Below are 15,651 nucleotides of genomic sequence, written 5' to 3'. Positions count from 1 at the left end.
GCGATTTCTCAAGCCTGCAACACGACCGCATCCACCCGCAAATCCCGACCACCTGGCTTGGCGCCGGTTTCCGCCGCGTCGTCATTGGCCAGGTCGTGAACCCATAGGCAGCTCGCCCACCTGTCCCCCGTCTGGAGTCGGGCGGGCGACCTGGATCAGATGCGGTATCGCTCCACCGCTTGCAGATCCCATTCGAGCCCGACACCTGGCATTGCCGAGGGAGTCACGAAACCATCCTTCACCCTCACGGGCTCGCAAAGGATGGGCTCTGCCCAATCCACGTATTCGAGCCAATGCGCTGTTGCCGTCGCAGCCAGCAGATGCGCGCTGACCTCTGGAAAGAGATGAGAGGACATCGCGATGTCGTTGCCGGCTGCGAGACCAGCGGCACGGATCCATCCAGTCACACCACCTATTCGCTCAAGATCCGGCATCACGTAGTCGCTGGCCTTGCGGGACAGCGCTACCGCCATCGCGGTGACCCCGGAGAAATTCTCGCCGATCTGGACCGGCGTTGTCAGGCTTCGTGTCAGGTCGGCATATCCGTCGTAGTCGTCGTGCCGGATCGGCTCTTCGATCCAGTACACACCCTCCTGGTCCAGCGCCCGTCCCCGTTCCTTCGCCTCGCTGAGGCTCAGCGCCTGATTGAAGTCGACCATGAGAGCGACGTCGTCCGGCAGTCGCTTGCGGACAGCACGCACAGCCTCGAGGTCGCTCGACAACGTCGTCCGGCCGAGCCGGAGTTTGACTGCCGAGAAACCGCCTTCAAGCAGCTCCATCGCCTCATCGGCACAGGCCGCGGGCGTCATGAGTCCAAGACCATTGCTGTTATAGGCCCGGATGGGGCTCAACTGCGCCCCGAGCATGGCAGCAAGCGGCAGCCCTGCCGCCTTTGCGAGAATGTCCCACAAAGCGACGTCCAGACCGGCCAGTGCCATGCGCACGATGCCCTGGACGCCAATCAATCGGAAACGCTTGTGCAGCTTGGCTGCAATGTCGTGGGGCGAGACATGATCGCCCCTGACGGTCTCGAAAGCGGCTTCCAGCATGCGAGCGATAGCCGGTCCGGCCGAGGCGACGTAGCAGAACACGTAAGAGCGCCCGGTAATGCCTTCCTCCGTGACGACATCGATCAATAGGAGAGGTGCCGAGCGCACCGTATCGGCGCTGGTGCCGAGCGCGCGCCTCATCGGCACGTTCACGGTGACGGCGGAGAGGCTGCGCAGCTTCGGTGCGGTCGACGGTTTCTCAACGAGCATCATGACCGCCCTGATAGAGCGCCAGAATATCCTCGACAGCGCGATTGAGAGGGGTCGGCACCCCCAGCCTGGCGCCAAGCTCAACCACACTGCCTCCAAGGAAAGGCAATTCGAGCTTGCTGCCCCGGTCGAGGTCTCCGTGCATGGACGAGGTCATCTGCTCGGGAAGCGTGTCGCAGAATGCAAGGCGGTCCTCTGCGAAGTCCTCGGCCAATGCGACACCGCTTGCGCGACCAACCGCGACGACCTCCTGCATGAGTCCGAGCAGGAATGCGCGGGCGCGGGGGTTCTTGCGGATTGGGCCTATGCTGGAGCGCATTGCGGTCGTCGCACCGGACAGCCCTGCCAGAAAGACGAATTTCTCCCAAGTCGCCCGGCCGATGTCCGGGCTCAGTTGCGCGTCAATTCCGGCGCCCAGGCAGGCATCGAGGAAAGCCTGGGTGCGCGTCGACGCGGCGCCGTCGAACTCTCCGAAGACCAGCTTCTGCATCGTCCCGACATGGCGGATCACTCCCGGCCTGGCGATAGAAGCGGCGATATAGGTGACGCCTCCGAGGAGTGCTTTGGGGCCGACGATGTCGCGCAGGATATCGTCCTTGCGGACACCGTTTTGGAACGAGACGACAGACGCCCCATTCTGGACAAGGGGAAGGATTGCCCGGGCAGCTGCCTCGGTGTCCCAAAGCTTCACGCCAACGATGACAAGGTCGGCGGATCCAATCGCCGCAGGATCATCGGTCGCGGCGACGCTTGGCAGTGTGACGTTTCCCTGGCCACTCTCGATCACGAGCCCTTGCGTCCGCAACGCATCAAGGTGCGCGCCGCGCGCGATGAATGTGACGTCTTCTCCGTTCGCCGCGAGGCGAGCACCGAAATAGCCCCCGACGCCCCCCGACCCCATGATGGCTATGCGCATGTCCGCTCCATTCTTGAATGAGAATTCAATTATTGATTCTGGAATAGGCACTCAATAATTAGAGGTCAAGCCGTCTGCTCGTTCTCATTGACCAAGCTCCGCTGATGGCGATGAAACAGGACAAAAATGGCCCGGCCCAAGACCTTCGATCCTGACACAAAGCTCGACCTCGCGATGGATGAGTTCTGGCGGAAGGGCTATGATGGGCTACAGGTTCACGACCTGTGCCGCGCAATGGGCCTTAATCCGGGCAGTCTCTATGGTACCTTCGGCGACAAGCGGACCCTGTTCCTGGCCGCCTTCGATCGCTACGCCAGTACCGTTTCCAAAGAGGCCATCGATCGGGTCGCTGCCGCGCCGTCAGGCCTGGACGGTCTGCGCGCGTATTTCTCGCACATCGTCGAGTCGATCCTCGATGGGAGACGGAGTTGGGGCTGTCTGGTCACCAATGTCGCCGTCGAATTGACGTCCCGTGATCCGGAGATTGCCGCCAGGGTCCAGGCCCATTTCCAACGCTTGGAGGGAGCCTTTGCAGCGGCCCTGCTGCGATCCTTCAACGCAGGTCAGATCTCCCAAGCGGCTGTTGGATCGGCACCGTTCCTTCTGTGCGTCGTCCAGGGGCTCAACGTCGTTGCCAAGACGAAACCTTCGCGAGAAAGGCTCGAATCGATCGTAAGACCCGCCATCGAGGCCATCGCGAAGTCCGTTTAAAGCGAAATGATACCAGTATTCTAGAGGTCTCGCGACGGCTTCCCGCCGGCTGGATCACTAACCGAACGCGGTAACGTGAGTGAAAAGTGAAACCCGGTGCGTTGCGGATAACGTAAGACATTGGGCTGCTTCACCCTGGGGACCTGCCTGATGAACCTCGCCTTTCGCGCTTTCGTTGGTGTACTGTTTATGTTGCCCTCCGCTGGCAGCGTCTCCGCCGAAGTGCTGATGCTGACCGCCGCCGACAATGTCAAAGTCTACGCCGACTATTACGGCGATGCCGACAAGGCAAAGCCGATCGTCTTACTCTTCCATCAAGCCTCGTCGAATGCCGGTGAATACACCACGATCGCGCCGCGCTTGAACGCGCTTGGATTCGCCGCGCTTGCGCTCGACCAGCGTTCTGGCGGGTCCGGCTGGGGTCGCAGCAACCGGACGGCGAAAGCGTTTCGCGGTACGGTCGGGTTTGAGCAAGCGCTGTCCGACATGGAGGCAGCGGTCGATTGGGCCAAGGCCGATGGCCGCCGCAAAGTGATCGTCTGGGGTTCGAGCTATTCGGCCTCGCTCGTTTTCCTGCTGGCCGCGAAGCATCCCGAGATCGCTGGCGTTCTGGCGTTCTCGCCGGGCGAGTATTTCAGTACGCGCAACATCGTGCGTAAAGCGGCAGCGAAAGTCAGTGCCCCGATTTTCGTCTCCTCTGCCAGTGATGCGGGTGAAATTGCCGAGGCGAAGGAAATTATCGACGCGGCGCCTGCCAGCGTCAGGGTGCAGTATCGCCCGAAGACCGGTACGCATGGCTCGAGCAGCCTGCGTGCCGACAGCAATCCCTACGGTGCGAGCGAGAACTGGGGGGCCGTAGAGGCGTTTCTGGCAAAGCTAAAGTAGGAAGAAGCTTATCCGAATAGCGATCCTGCCAAAACGGATCGAGCGCCAACGACGACTCAAGCAGCCCGAATGATATCTGCGAACTGTTGAGTTTCCCTGGCGAGAATCTCGCCGTCTCGATTGAGGTCGCGAGCCGCATCAAGCACCTTGGCGACGAGGTTGCCAGCCGTCTGGATTGCGACGCTTGCCTCGCCAATCGTTCGCGTCACGCTGGCTGTCTTCTCCGCCGCCTCGTTGACGTTCGTCGAGATCACACAGGTTGTCTTTATCTGGTGGGCAATCGCATCGCTTGCGGAACTCGCGATACCTGCCATCTCATCGATGGAGTGGCTCATCGAGTGGATCGACGCAACCGTTGCAGTGCTCGCCGATTGGAGCGCGGCAATGCGTTCGGCGATCTGTGAGGTCGCTCCCGCGGTCTTCACCGCGAGCGATTTCACCTCCTGCGCAACCACCCCAAACCCTCGGCCAGCATCCCCTGCGCGTGCGGCCTCGATCGTTGCATTGAGGGAAAGCAGGTTCGTCTGCGCCGCAAATGCGTTGATGACTTCCGCCACGTTGCCGATCGACAATGCTGCCGTATCAAGAACCTGGATGTCCAGATTTGCCTTTGCAGCCTGCTCGACAGTGTGCCGGATACGCTCACCACTTGTCCGAATCTGGGCGCCTACGCCGCGCATCGAGTCAAACAGGGATCCGGCGGCGTCTGCTACGGTGCGTACATTGGCGTTCGCATCCTGGGCTGCTGCGGCAACTGCTTCTGCCTGTGCCGTCGCTGACGCGGTTTCCCTCGACATTCTATCGGCAGCGGAGTGCAGTCCGCGAGCGGCTTCAATGACGGACTGCACGACCACTCCGACCTTTGACTCGAAGGCCAATGCGAGGCGGTGTAGGAATTCGCGCCGTTCGGCTTCAACGTTGTTGCGTTGTTCGTCCTGCTGGCGGCGCAGCTTCTCCCTCTCGACCAAGCTGGCGCGAAAGACGCCGATCGTCGCGCCCATCTGCCCAATCTCGACCAGGCGACTGACCTTGGGAGCGTCGACGTCGTAATCGCCCGAGGCCAGTCTCTGCATCACGCGGTTCATACGTCTGATCGGGTTGATGATCCCGATCTGAAGAAGAATCGTTATCGCGCTCACCAGCACCAAAAGTGCTGTTCCGATCCGCGCCAGCCAGGCCAACGTCATTTCGGCGGTCTGCTCCATACGGCTGTTTACCTCGCCTATGCGAGCCGCCATGGTTTTCAGGAGCCTGGCCGCCTCCTCGGAGAACGCATCCAGTGTCTCGGTCTGCGGACCGTGGAAATTCTCCGAAGCCTCGCGGAATCGTTGCAGACGAACCAGCTCATCCGTGCGGTTCTTTGCTGCGTCAAACGCTCTTAGTTTATCATTCGCCCGGTCGATCGCCGCTTTGATATCGATCGGAAAATCGACCGACAGACTGAGCAATCGTTTCCAACCGTTGGACTGCTCAGCCAAGCTTCCACCCGGCGCAGCTGCAAGGTGGTTCGTATTCAGGTTTGCGATTGTCCGACGATGATCGGTCCAGCGATCACTTACCGTCATGTACACATATTCTGTCGGAACAGAGGCCTCCCACACCGCGTCGCGTGTCTCAGCGATAAGTTTCGTTGTAAGATTTTTGACGAGGTAGGCCGAAGTTCCGATCAGAGTGAGAACGATCGCGAAAGAGGCCATCATACAGAGCAATATAGAAGGTTTTCTTAGTGATATAGCCATCGCAAAATCCACTTAAAACCTTAATCCTAAGCTAAACTTAGATGCCGGAATCCTTAATTGCGAATTATGACGCGTATCACAACACCGTTACTACTTCCGTGAAACGGCGCCATTGCGGCCGCCGAATGGCTTCGATGGGCAGCTCATTGCGACCGACGCGCCTGGTGCTGCCAGCCCATCGGAGATCCGAAATCTTAGGTGCAAAAAAAACCACAATGGCCGGCCGGCAGCGAGGAGGGCGTGCTGTCATCGATGCTCACATTTTTTTCGCAGGCTGGGCGCCCTCATGTCGCGGCCTGGGGCGCACACCATTGAAGTTGCGTCGATTCATTCGAATCTGCCGTTGTCGATGCCCGCGACCTCGCGCGTTCGCGGGCTCTCGCTGGCCAGATCGCCCACTTGAATGTCATCGCGCAGGTCGCTCAAGGCTCCCAGGATTTCAGCAGGCTCAAGGCGCTTACGGTAGTCAGCATCGACGTATGAGAGCACGACGAGTCCCGACTGGGCGACGACGAACGTGCCTGGCGCGGGAAGTTGCCAGGTCCCGTCGCCATTATTCACCTGAACAGGCGTTCCCGCGTTCTCGTAAGCGGCGCGAAGCGACGGCGGAAGCTCGAAGACGAGACCATAGGTCGCCGCGACAACATTTCCGACATCACTCAGGACAGGGAAGTCGAGCCGTGCCGCTTGAGCCGTTCTTTCACCGTAATCGATCAGTTGCGGCGATATCGCGACGAGTTGAGCCCCAAGCTCCCGAATTGCGGGGAGAACCTGCTGGTATGCGAGGAGCTGGAGATTGCAGTATGGACACCACCCGCCCCTGTAGAAGGTTACAACCAACGGGCCGTGGGCCAACAACGAGGATAGCGATACGAGCTCGTTGTGCTGGTCCAAAAGTGTAAAAGACGGCGCACGCTGCCCGGCCGTCACGGCTGCATCGAAGATCCCGGAGCGTCCGAGATCCTCAAGCACCGTCCGATAGAGAGACGACTGATCTTGCGTGACGCCACGCTCAAACGCGGCCAGCCGATCGGCGAGCGCGCGCGAAAGGCTCATTATTCGGACCGGCTTGCAAGGTCGCGTAGAATTGGCAGCAAGACGGACGGGTCCGGGCGTTTCGTATAGTCACCAGACACCTCGGCATAGCGAATGACTCCGCTACGATCGACCACAAATCGTGCTGGCATCGGCAGCGTCCAGGACGATTCACCGTTGATTACCGGCAAGTTAACACCAAAGTTCGTATAGAGGCCGGCGAGTTCATCCGGAAGCCGGTGGCGAATACCAAACAGATCTGCGATCTCGTTGTTCGGATCACTCAGGACGGGAAACGAGAGCCCTAGATCCTCGACGGTCTTTCGACCGTTCGCGACACTCTGGGGAGAAATTGCAACCAGCGAAGCTCCTGTGCCAGTAATTTCCGGAAGGGTAGCCTGCAATGCCTTGAGATCGAGGTTGCAGTAGGGGCACCAGATGCCGCGATAAAAGCTGATCACGACAGGCCCTGCCGCCTGCTGCTCCGACGATTTCACCACCGCGCCAGACGATCCGCTGAGTTCGAACCGCGGCGCCTTCGATCCTACGCCCAACGCCCTTTCAGCCTGACCGGTTGCAACCAGGTCGGATGTCGCCTTGCGAACGATCGCGAGCGCCTCGGCCGGGGCCTTGGCTTCGAATTGCGTGCGATAGGCGTCAAGCTGCTCTTGTAAGGACATCGACTGCTCCAGAATGAGGGGCCGGAGATTCCTCCAATTCTCCATGTTTTGAAATGCGATGAAAAACTATATGATTTATTCGCCCGGGGAATTAGTGGACGCTGCATGGACCGCTTTGCATCTTTCAGCCTGTTCGCCCGCGTGGTGGAGACAGGCAGCTTCTCTGCCGCTGCGCGCGAAGCCGGCATCTCGCAGCCGACAGCGAGCAAGCAGATCGTCGAACTCGAGCGCCAACTGGGCGCTCGGTTGCTCCAGCGGACGACGCGCAAGCTTAATTTGACGGAGGCGGGCGCGGAATTTTACGAGCGGACAAAACGCCTGCTCGCGGACCTCGTCGAGGCAGAGGCAAGTGTCCGCCGACTTCACGGATCACCTGTTGGGACGTTGCGCATTGGTGCGCCCGCGGCGTTCGGCCGCCTCTATATCATGCCGCTGTTGCCGGAATTCCTGCAGGCCAACCCTGGGCTGTCGGTCGATCTATCGATCAACGACAGGTTCGTCGACCTCGTCGAAGAGCGGGTCGACGTCGCGATCAGAATCGGTCGCCTGTCCGATATGAATCTCATCGTGCGGCATCTCGGAGTCAGTCGGAGGGTCTTGGTGGCCACACCGGCCTATCTTGCGGATCGAGGCGAGCCCCACCTCGCTGAGGAGTTGTCCGAGCATGAATGCATTGTCTACCGGTATCTGAACTCCGCAGCCGAATGGCATTTCACGTCGCCTGGTGGCCCCAAGACTGTTCGAGTCCAAGGGCGTTTCTCGACGAATAGTTCGGAGGCCGTGCGAGCCGCCTTGCTCGAAGGGCTCGGCATAGGCCTGGTCCCCACCTGGCTCGTCGCCGATGCGATACGAGGAGGCCAGCTTCAGACGATCCTGCCCGAACTCTCGCCCATACCGCTGGATGTCAGTGCGCTATATCCACCGACCATAACGGTGTCCTCGAAAGTCAGGACATTCATCGATTTTATTCGGCGTCGCTTTCGAAGCAGTGAGCTCATTACAAGCAATGTATAATGAGCATTTGACTCTTTATAGAGGCTTGGGAAAGTCGGTTGGCCTACACTTAGCGTGATCTAAGCCAGGCGATAACGTCCGACGCATTGCGGTCTGGTGGAAAAACCGGATAAAAGACCTTGAGGATGCGGCCTTCGCGGGTCACCATCGTGAGGCGGCTCAAAAGCGTCATCCCCGACACCTCGAATGTGGGAAGGCGCAGCGCCGCGGCAAGTTGCAGGCTCTCGTCCGAAAGCAGCGCGAAAGGCAGATGGAGACGACCGACCGCCTCCTGCTGATAGGGGGTGTCCTGCGTCGACAGGCCGAAGATGTGGTCGACCCCCAACTCCTCAAGCTCGACGACATGGTCGCGGAACGAACACGACTGCGGCGTGCACCCGCGCGCGCCGGGAATTGCATCCCAGCCGTACGGTGCCGGCGTCCCGGGCTTCGTCGTCAAGGGATAAGCATAGACAATCGCCGTCCCGGCCAGCCGCGACAGATCGACAGCACGCCCATCTGTCGCATGCAAATCCATGGAGGGGAGCTCGGCACCCTCCAGATGGGAGGCGCGTCCGTCGTCGACCGGAATTGGCAGCTTGGACCAGTCGATGGGGTTTTGAATGGTCACAGCTGTATCCTCTCGCAGCAGCGCCGCGCCTGAAGGGCGGCCGCGGCACGCACCGATTTTTCCAATGCGCCCTTTGGCTCCCAGCCCTTCAAGAAGCCAAGCCCATTCGATCAGGACCTCGACACGTCACATGATCGTGGCCGGCCGGCGTTAAGCCGGGCTGAGGATTGCCTCAGCCGCCTTGGCGATCGGATTACTGGTCGTTCGTTCGAGCCGTGCGCAGTCGACAAGGCGATCCACCTCGTCGAGCTCGGCGGCATGCATCCGCCCCCAGTCGCACAGCGCCAGCAGCACCGGCTCGAGGCTTCGTCCCAGCGTTGTGGCGGAGTAGTCGACCCGCGGCGGGACCTGCCTGAAAATCTCGCGTCGGACCAACTGGTGTTCTTCCATTTCCCGGAGCTGCTGGATCAGCACTTTCTGGCTGATCTCGGGAACGAGTTTGCGTAGCTCCGACAGACGACGAGGGCGATCGTAGAGGTGATAGAGAATGATCGCTTTCCAGCGCCCGGCGATGATTTTCAGTGCCCTCTCCGCCGGGAGAATGGGCAGGCGCTTCATGGGATCGGCCATGGTTACCTTTTGGTCTGTATGACACAAATCGGTGTGTAGATTTCCATTCAACCATACAGATAGTTCGGCCCTCCGCAACCGTCCACGATAGGAGACGAGTGATGAGAGCGATCCAGTTGAGCCGCTTTGGCGGCCCCGAAGTTCTCGAAATGGTCGAAATCCAGCCTCCCACCCCCGGTGCGGGCCAAATTCTCGTGCGCATTCACGCAGCAGGCGTGAACTTCGCCGACACGCTGATGCGCCAGGACCGCTACGCGATGACACCTCCGCTGCCCTCGATCCCCGGATCGGAGTACTCAGGCACGGTCGAAGCCGTGGGTCCCGACGTTTCCGGCATCGTGGTTGGTGAACGCGTCGCGGCAGCGGCTTTTGCAGCAGGGGCCCATTTCGGGGGCTATGCCGAGTATGCGGTCATCGACGCAAACTATGCTGTTCCCATTCCCGGCGAGCTGAACTTTGAAGAGGCGACTGCTCTCATGGTGCAAGGCCTGACGGCGCTTCATCTCGTTCGCCAGGCGCCCCCTGCCGGGAAGTCGATTCTTGTCAATGCCGCGGCTGGTGGTGTTGGTTCACTGCTCGTCCAGCTAGCCAAACGCGCCGGGGCCAAGGCGATCATCGCGGCCGCCAGCACCCCTGACAAGCGCGACTTTGCCCGCTCCCTGGGCGCTGATTTCGTCGTCGACTACACGCAACCTGACTGGGCTGAAACCGTCCGCAATCACGTCCCTGGCGGACCCGACATCATCTACGAGTCGGTCGGAGGTGACGTCACCAAGGCCAGCCTCCGCGCTCTTGCTCCTCTTGGCAGGATCGTCATTTACGGCGCTCTCAACATACAAGCGTTTCAGCTTGGCGTTCCCGAACTTTTGAGCCTGATCTTCAACAACCAGTCCTTGAGCGGCATGGCGCTGGTGCCTCTGCTTACGCCCGAGAACCTGGCCGGCGACCTCCGCGAGCTCTTCGACCTGGCTGTGAAGGGTGAGTTGAAAGTCACGGTCGGCGGCTCTTTCCCGCTTGCCAATGCGGGCGATGCACATCGTGCCATCGAGACGCGCGCAACGACGGGCAAGGTCGTGCTGCTCGCATAAGACCTGGATCTTTCCTCGCGCGCTGCCGTCCGGGCGGCGCGCGAGCTCGATTTCGGCGTCCGGCGGTCGCCTCTCGCTGCCGTGAATTGACGAAGCCGGCCTGCAATCTAATGTGCGTGCGGCACGCATATATGATTGCCTGCGAGGAGAAGACGAATGAACTTCATGAAGACAATGCGGATGCTCGCTTGCGCGGCCGTGCTGACGGGCGCCTCCGCGGTCGCTGCGATCGCGGCCGATTCAGTCAACCAGGTCGATGGTGTTGCACTGCACGGTTTTGATCCCGTTGCCTATTTCGTACAGAAGAGGCCCCTGAAAGGGGATCCCGAGATCACCTACCAATACAAAGGTGTGACTTACGAATTCTATAACGCTTCAAATCTCGCATTGTTCAAGAAATCTCCCGATAAATATCTCCCGCAGTACGGTGGATTCTGCGCGTTTGCAGTCGCGGCCGGAGCAAAGGCCGACATCGATCCCTACGCTTTTGCCATCAATGACGGAAAGCTGTACGTGAACTTCAGCCTCGACAAGCGTGACCGTTTTCAGAAGAAGGCTACTGAGAACGTCGCGAAGGCCAACGGAAATTGGCCCAAGGTCGAACCGCAGGAAAAGATCTATCGGTAGTCGCACCGCGCGACGGGAAAATGCCGGACGGCGCTGGTACGCCGTCCGTGTTCCTCGGCATGGAAACCATCTCGGCATACAGGACACGGCCGAAAGCGAAGGTGGCCGGCTATTCAAAGACATCGGGCCCGCCTGTCAGGAAACCAGGAGCATGCTCGACCGCTGGTGATGGGGAGAGTGGGGCGCGCGCTCTCTCCTGTGGGCCAAATTTCGAGGTTCACGCCAGCATTGCGAAATAGGTGCGTGAGATACATAATCTCCGCATGTACGATCCCAAGAGAACCGCAAACCTGCTTGGCGCAGCAGTTCTGGCGCTTCACGACGAAATGCGAGGCGCCGTTGAGCGCATTGCAGGGCGTTCAGGCGAGTCTCCGGCCGCGCTGGTCGCTCTTGGTCACCAACCCGGCCTTTCGAATGAAGGTTTGCGCCGCCTCCTCGCGCTATCCCATCCTGGCTCCGTTCGACTGATCGACCGACTGGTCGAAGACGGCCTCGTCGAACGGCGACAATGTTCGAGAGATGGACGCGCCGTTGCCCTATATCTGACGGCTGCAGGAGAACGCACTCGGCATGGCATTCTCGCCGAGCGAGAAACAGTGGTTCTCGGGCTCGTCGAACAATTGAGCGCCAAGGATCAGGCTGGGTTGACGCGCGCCCTGGAAAAGCTCCTTCGGGCCGTTTCGCGCGATGATGAGCACAAGCTACGCATCTGCCGGTTGTGCGATGGCGACCCGTGCGTGGACTGCCCGATCCATGTCTCGGTGGCCGACGAGCCTTCGCTCGCTCACTTGGAGTAGCCTGCAGGCCGCCGGTTTGCCATTCTGGCTAACCGGTGGCGGCCTTTCGCGATCTGAATCGGGCAACTTTATCGCGATTGCCACAGATGCTCATGGTGCACCACCGGCGCGTATTGTTCTTGCCCGCATCATAGAAAACCATTGAGCAGGTCGGACTGGAGCAATGCTTCAGCCGTGCCGGTTCGAAATCGCATGCGAACCGAGAAAAATCCTCCGCGACATAACCAACCGGGTCCGCGGCTATCATCTCAACGACCTTCACTCCCTCCTGGCTGCGCGTCAGGCTCAGGGAGACGTGAACGGAACGCAAGAGTGCGTTGATATCGGCAATTGTCGCGTCCGAGACAGGCCCACCAGCCCGCAGAAGTTCAAATTCCGACCGCAACGTTCGACGCAAGTCTCGAAGTGCGCCTTCGCTGTCGGCCTTGGCGGAAAGCTCCAGGCCTGCCGCAGCGATCCATGCCGCAAATCCATCGGGCGTGCCGATCAGATCGATCGGCCGCTGAGCGGCATCGAGTGGCGTCGTGTTGAGCAGGTCGATCCAAAGCCGGCCGCCGATGAATGGCATGCCGTCCCTAAACTCCTCCCCCTTCGGTGAAGTGTCCTTGCCTGCCATTGGGCGCGGTCGCCGGTCTGCGGACATGTCGGGCCTCGTTCGCGACGATCACATTTTCGTAACCCCACAAATATCTCTTTACAGGTTTCATTTCAAGCGATACCTCTCAAATTGTCTTTCACCGGTTACATAGGTTCTCACATGACCCACCCCACCCGCCGTGGCGTTCTGGCCGCAGCCGCAATCATAGGAACTCCCATCATGTCGCTTCCCGAAGCCGCCGCCGCGCCGGCGGCCGTCACCGCCGTCAAGGTTCTCTCGAAAACCGTGAAGGTGAACGGCCTGGACATCGCGTATCGAGAGGCTGGCCCGAAGGACGGCCCGGTCGTGCTGCTCCTGCACGGGTTCCCGTCCTCTTCGCATATGTTCCGCAACCTGATTCCTCAGCTTGCCTCCACCTATCGCGTCATCGCCCCCGACTATCCGGGCTTTGGCGACAGCTCGGCCCCCTCGCTTCGCGAGTTCCCGTACACGTTTGCCGCCCTGGCAGATATCGTGGATGGCTTCACCGACGCCGTGGGCGCCAAATCCTATGTCGTGTTCATGCAGGACTATGGGGGGCCGATCGGCTTCCGGCTTGCCATCAAGCATCCCGACAAGGTCAAGGCGCTGATCATCCAGAACGCCGTGGCGAACGTCGAGGGCTGGAACCCCGACGTGGTCAAGCAGTTCGCGCCGTTCTGGCAGAAGCGAAACAGCGAGACCGAGGCGCCTGTCAGGGCCATGCTCAAGCCGGAGACGACAAAGTTCCAGTACGTGCATGGGTCGACGCGCGCAGAGCGGCTCTCGCCGGATGCGTGGACTCACGACCAGGCAAACCTGGATCGTCCGGGGAACGCGGAACTTCAGGTGGAGATGCTGTTCAACTACCAGGACAACGTCGCTCAGTACCCTGCCTGGCAAGAGTACCTCAAGCAGAAGCAGCCCAAGACGCTCATCGTGTGGGGCAAGAACGACCCGTTCTTCAGGCTTGAAGGCGTCGAGTTCTTCATGGCTCAGCTGCCCAAGGCAGAGGTGCATCTTTACGACGCCGGCCACTTCGCGCTCGAGACACATCTGGACGAGATCGCGTCGGCTTCGCTGGACTTCCTGAACAGGTTGCCCAAGGGCAACTGAATGAGTTGTATCGTCGCGTCGTGAGCGAGACGCGACGATACGATCGGCCGGAGCAGGGTGCCCCCCCCCGTTTGCTCCGGCCACTTTCGTTTAAACACGGCCAGATCCCCTGATCTGTTGGCGCTTTGTGCCCGGCTGCTCGATGCAGCCCGGCGAAGACCGGTGCGCCTTTCCAAGACAAAGTGACTATATATCGCAATGCTTAGTTTTCTGGCGACTGTCGCGTCGCTTGCGCTTGCCTATTGTCTGATAGCCGACATCATCGCCATCACCGGCGATCGCATCGATGACGCGCACTGCGAAATCCTATGCGATGGCAATGCCCGGGACGTCGTTCGCAACGACCAGGCATCGGCAGAGTTCTCCGGGCTCGACGTTGATGGCGAAGCAGCACGGGACAAGGCGACCATGCGCCTGCCGAGCGCAGCAAAGATCCTGTCTATCGCAGTCGGAAGCGCCGCTGTTTTGACAATCCTGGCACTGCTTGCCGACCACGCTCGTGCCGACGACGGCGATCTGCAGCGCGCACTTTTCGATGCGAAGTGCGTGAAGGCGAAGCTCAAGGTGTTGCCGCCGATCGGCAGAGCCTTGCGCTACGAGGCCGAATGCGACGGCAACCCGCCCAAAGTTATCCAGATCATCTGCACCGGCGGTCCCTGCTTCACGGATCATCGTGGCGTGGCGCGGGACGAGTTGAACGACGATTGAGCCATCCCAGGCCTACCGACCCGGCAAAAAACCTGAAAGCGGCCCCATCGCTGCCTTTCATTCCCGAAGGCTGGGAACGGGTCGGCAACCCATTCCCGGCCTCGACCCAGTTCCTTGGGTTTGGCATGCGACGCGCGGGCGCGGCCGCCTTCCGACTCCGCCTTGGAGCCCAGGTCGCCCGCGCACCCTTCGTCAACTGTCCACAGCGTTGCGCAATCGAATTCGCATGGACGTGGACGCAAATCGCGAGCTCCATGGACGAGCTCTCATGCCTTTGCGCCACTGCTCCGGCGTCAGCTCGAAGACAACATGGCAGTCAGATTGTCTCAAGCGTACTGCGCGAGGCCGTTGCCAAGTGACCAGTTCTCTTTCACGACCTCGACGAGGCTCACGAACACGTCTTCAGGTCGGATTCCAGGGTTCTTGCCCAGCAGCTCCGCGATCCGATGGAAAAGCGCTTTCTTCTGCTCCACCGTGCGTGTGTTGTTGGCTGTGATCTGGATGTACACCAAATCATCGCTCCGGGGGATGCCGAGATATGATGATCCGTAGCGAAAAGTGGCAGCGTCATGCTCGGTAATGGTCATGAACTGGTCATCTTCCGGAACGTTGAACGTCTCATGCATTGCACGGTAGACGTTATCGAATATCGACTGCCGGTAGGCCTCCGATTTTCCTGTGCGCATCGAGATATGAACGAGGGGCATCGCAGATCCTTTCTACTTCAAGTGGATCAACGTTACATCCTGAGTGACATTTTGATACGCTATGGAAATTGATATCAGTGATAAGGCCTGGAAATGATAGATCGCCCTCTCGACTTGGATGCAGTCCAGGCATTCATCCACATCGCCGAATTGGGCAGCTTTACACACGCAGCTGACGCCATGCGAACAACTCAGGCTGCGGTCAGCTTGAAGCTCAAGCGGCTCGAAGAGAGGCTTGGCTGCCGATTGGTCGAACGGACGCCCCGCTACGTCCAGCTCTCGGCGCAGGGCGCCGCCTTCCTCGAGCACGCACGTGAGCTCTTGGCGGTCCACGATCGCGCGCTCGCTGCATTTGCCGGAGCACGGCAGCGACTCACGATCGGCATCAGCGACCATGTCGCGGGGCCGGAGCTGCCTGCGCTGATTGCGCGCATGAACGCGCAGGATGTGTTTCGGCGTGCAAGTTTGACCCCTTGAGGCGGGGGATCGGCGTCCAACTTTGACCCCCTTGAGCCGGTTTCGGTGAGACTGTCCGTTCTGGTTTCAGACGGGCGGGCGGGGGATGAAGGGCGT

Annotated in this window: 18 protein-coding genes; 9 read left to right on the top strand and 9 right to left on the bottom strand. The window is 60.1% G+C overall.

Going from position 1 to position 15,651, the window contains the following annotated elements; genetic code table 11:
- Positions 1-155: 155 nt before the first annotated feature.
- Together AE618_RS09940 and AE618_RS09935 are read right to left on the bottom strand one after the other, a co-directional pair.
- Positions 156-1,262 carry an enolase C-terminal domain-like protein gene (locus AE618_RS09940; RefSeq protein ID WP_248310817.1) on the bottom strand — a complete coding sequence of 369 codons (1,107 nt, stop codon included), beginning with the start codon at positions 1,260-1,262 and terminating at the stop codon, positions 156-158.
- Positions 1,249-2,175: a ketopantoate reductase family protein gene (locus AE618_RS09935; RefSeq protein WP_054208915.1), complete on the bottom strand. Its 927-nt coding sequence runs from the start codon at positions 2,173-2,175 to the stop codon at positions 1,249-1,251. The genes AE618_RS09940 and AE618_RS09935 overlap by 14 nt, the downstream gene beginning before the upstream one ends.
- 126 nt (positions 2,176-2,301) lie before the next feature.
- On the opposite strand from AE618_RS09935, the gene AE618_RS09930 reads away from it, so the two are divergent.
- Together AE618_RS09930 and AE618_RS09925 are read left to right on the top strand one after the other, a co-directional pair.
- Positions 2,302-2,886 (top strand): TetR/AcrR family transcriptional regulator, encoded by a 585-nt coding sequence (locus AE618_RS09930; RefSeq protein WP_054208914.1) that lies wholly within the window; start codon positions 2,302-2,304, stop codon positions 2,884-2,886.
- 150 nt (positions 2,887-3,036) lie between these two features.
- Entirely contained in the window at positions 3,037-3,771 is a 735-nt protein-coding gene (locus AE618_RS09925; protein WP_197280742.1) for an alpha/beta hydrolase, read from the top strand.
- A 56-nt stretch (positions 3,772-3,827) separates the two neighbouring features.
- Here the strand turns inward: AE618_RS09925 and AE618_RS09920 are convergent, their stop codons facing one another.
- The 3 genes from AE618_RS09920 to AE618_RS09910 all read right to left on the bottom strand — a co-directional run bounded on the left by AE618_RS09920 (position 3,828) and on the right by AE618_RS09910 (position 7,225).
- The gene (locus AE618_RS09920; RefSeq protein WP_197280741.1) at positions 3,828-5,468 is read right to left on the bottom strand and encodes a methyl-accepting chemotaxis protein; all 1,641 of its coding nucleotides are present in this window, start codon (positions 5,466-5,468) and stop codon (positions 3,828-3,830) included.
- Positions 5,469-5,837: 369 nt separating this feature from the next.
- Entirely contained in the window at positions 5,838-6,566 is a 729-nt protein-coding gene (locus AE618_RS09915; RefSeq protein WP_054208912.1) for a peroxiredoxin-like family protein, read from the bottom strand.
- Complete coding sequence (locus AE618_RS09910; RefSeq protein ID WP_054209054.1) at positions 6,566-7,225, bottom strand: peroxiredoxin-like family protein; 660 nt, start codon at positions 7,223-7,225, stop codon at positions 6,566-6,568. The genes AE618_RS09915 and AE618_RS09910 overlap by 1 nt, the downstream gene beginning before the upstream one ends.
- A 105-nt stretch (positions 7,226-7,330) precedes the next feature.
- Here AE618_RS09910 and AE618_RS09905 point away from each other — a divergent pair, with 105 nt between their 5' ends.
- Complete coding sequence (locus tag AE618_RS09905; protein ID WP_054208911.1) at positions 7,331-8,239, top strand: LysR family transcriptional regulator; 909 nt, start codon at positions 7,331-7,333, stop codon at positions 8,237-8,239.
- Positions 8,240-8,288: 49 nt separating this feature from the next.
- Here AE618_RS09905 and AE618_RS09900 read toward each other — a convergent pair whose 3' ends face one another.
- Both AE618_RS09900 and AE618_RS09895 read right to left on the bottom strand, forming a co-directional pair.
- On the bottom strand, positions 8,289-8,849 hold the full coding sequence (locus AE618_RS09900; protein WP_054208910.1) for a peroxiredoxin: 561 nt from the start codon (positions 8,847-8,849) through the stop codon (positions 8,289-8,291).
- A gap of 150 nt (positions 8,850-8,999) precedes the next feature.
- The gene (locus AE618_RS09895; RefSeq protein ID WP_054208909.1) at positions 9,000-9,419 is read right to left on the bottom strand and encodes a winged helix-turn-helix transcriptional regulator; all 420 of its coding nucleotides are present in this window, start codon (positions 9,417-9,419) and stop codon (positions 9,000-9,002) included.
- Positions 9,420-9,520: 101 nt separating this feature from the next.
- Between AE618_RS09895 and AE618_RS09890 the strand changes: the two genes are divergently transcribed.
- The 3 genes from AE618_RS09890 (at position 9,521) to AE618_RS27275 (ending at position 11,931) form a co-directional block, all read left to right on the top strand.
- The gene (locus AE618_RS09890) at positions 9,521-10,507 is read left to right on the top strand and encodes a quinone oxidoreductase family protein (RefSeq protein WP_054208908.1); all 987 of its coding nucleotides are present in this window, start codon (positions 9,521-9,523) and stop codon (positions 10,505-10,507) included.
- Positions 10,508-10,663: 156 nt separating this feature from the next.
- The gene (locus AE618_RS09885) at positions 10,664-11,134 is read left to right on the top strand and encodes a YHS domain-containing (seleno)protein (RefSeq protein ID WP_054208907.1); all 471 of its coding nucleotides are present in this window, start codon (positions 10,664-10,666) and stop codon (positions 11,132-11,134) included.
- Between the two features lie 263 nt (positions 11,135-11,397).
- On the top strand, positions 11,398-11,931 hold the full coding sequence (locus AE618_RS27275) for a MarR family winged helix-turn-helix transcriptional regulator (protein ID WP_197280740.1): 534 nt from the start codon (positions 11,398-11,400) through the stop codon (positions 11,929-11,931).
- Positions 11,932-11,959: 28 nt separating this feature from the next.
- Here the strand turns inward: AE618_RS27275 and AE618_RS09875 are convergent, their stop codons facing one another.
- Positions 11,960-12,499 (bottom strand): CGNR zinc finger domain-containing protein, encoded by a 540-nt coding sequence (locus AE618_RS09875; RefSeq protein ID WP_054208905.1) that lies wholly within the window; start codon positions 12,497-12,499, stop codon positions 11,960-11,962.
- 249 nt (positions 12,500-12,748) lie between these two features.
- Here AE618_RS09875 and AE618_RS09870 point away from each other — a divergent pair, with 249 nt between their 5' ends.
- Together AE618_RS09870 and AE618_RS09865 are read left to right on the top strand one after the other, a co-directional pair.
- A complete protein-coding gene (locus tag AE618_RS09870) occupies positions 12,749-13,663 on the top strand; it encodes an alpha/beta fold hydrolase (RefSeq protein ID WP_248310816.1) in 915 nt (304 codons plus the stop codon).
- Between the two features lie 198 nt (positions 13,664-13,861).
- The gene (locus tag AE618_RS09865) at positions 13,862-14,371 is read left to right on the top strand and encodes a hypothetical protein (protein WP_054208903.1); all 510 of its coding nucleotides are present in this window, start codon (positions 13,862-13,864) and stop codon (positions 14,369-14,371) included.
- A gap of 326 nt (positions 14,372-14,697) precedes the next feature.
- On the opposite strand, the gene AE618_RS09860 is transcribed toward AE618_RS09865, so the two are convergent.
- Positions 14,698-15,078 carry a tautomerase family protein gene (locus tag AE618_RS09860; protein WP_054208902.1) on the bottom strand — a complete coding sequence of 127 codons (381 nt, stop codon included), beginning with the start codon at positions 15,076-15,078 and terminating at the stop codon, positions 14,698-14,700.
- A 114-nt stretch (positions 15,079-15,192) separates the two neighbouring features.
- Here AE618_RS09860 and AE618_RS09855 point away from each other — a divergent pair, with 114 nt between their 5' ends.
- On the top strand, positions 15,193-15,555 hold the full coding sequence (locus tag AE618_RS09855; protein WP_432704497.1) for a LysR family transcriptional regulator: 363 nt from the start codon (positions 15,193-15,195) through the stop codon (positions 15,553-15,555).
- Positions 15,556-15,651 lie beyond the last annotated feature (96 nt).

The organism is Allobosea vaviloviae (assembly GCF_001298265.1).
Classification (GTDB): Bacteria; Pseudomonadota; Alphaproteobacteria; order Rhizobiales; family Beijerinckiaceae; genus Allobosea; species Allobosea vaviloviae_B.
This window is presented reverse-complemented; position numbering and strand designations above follow the sequence as displayed.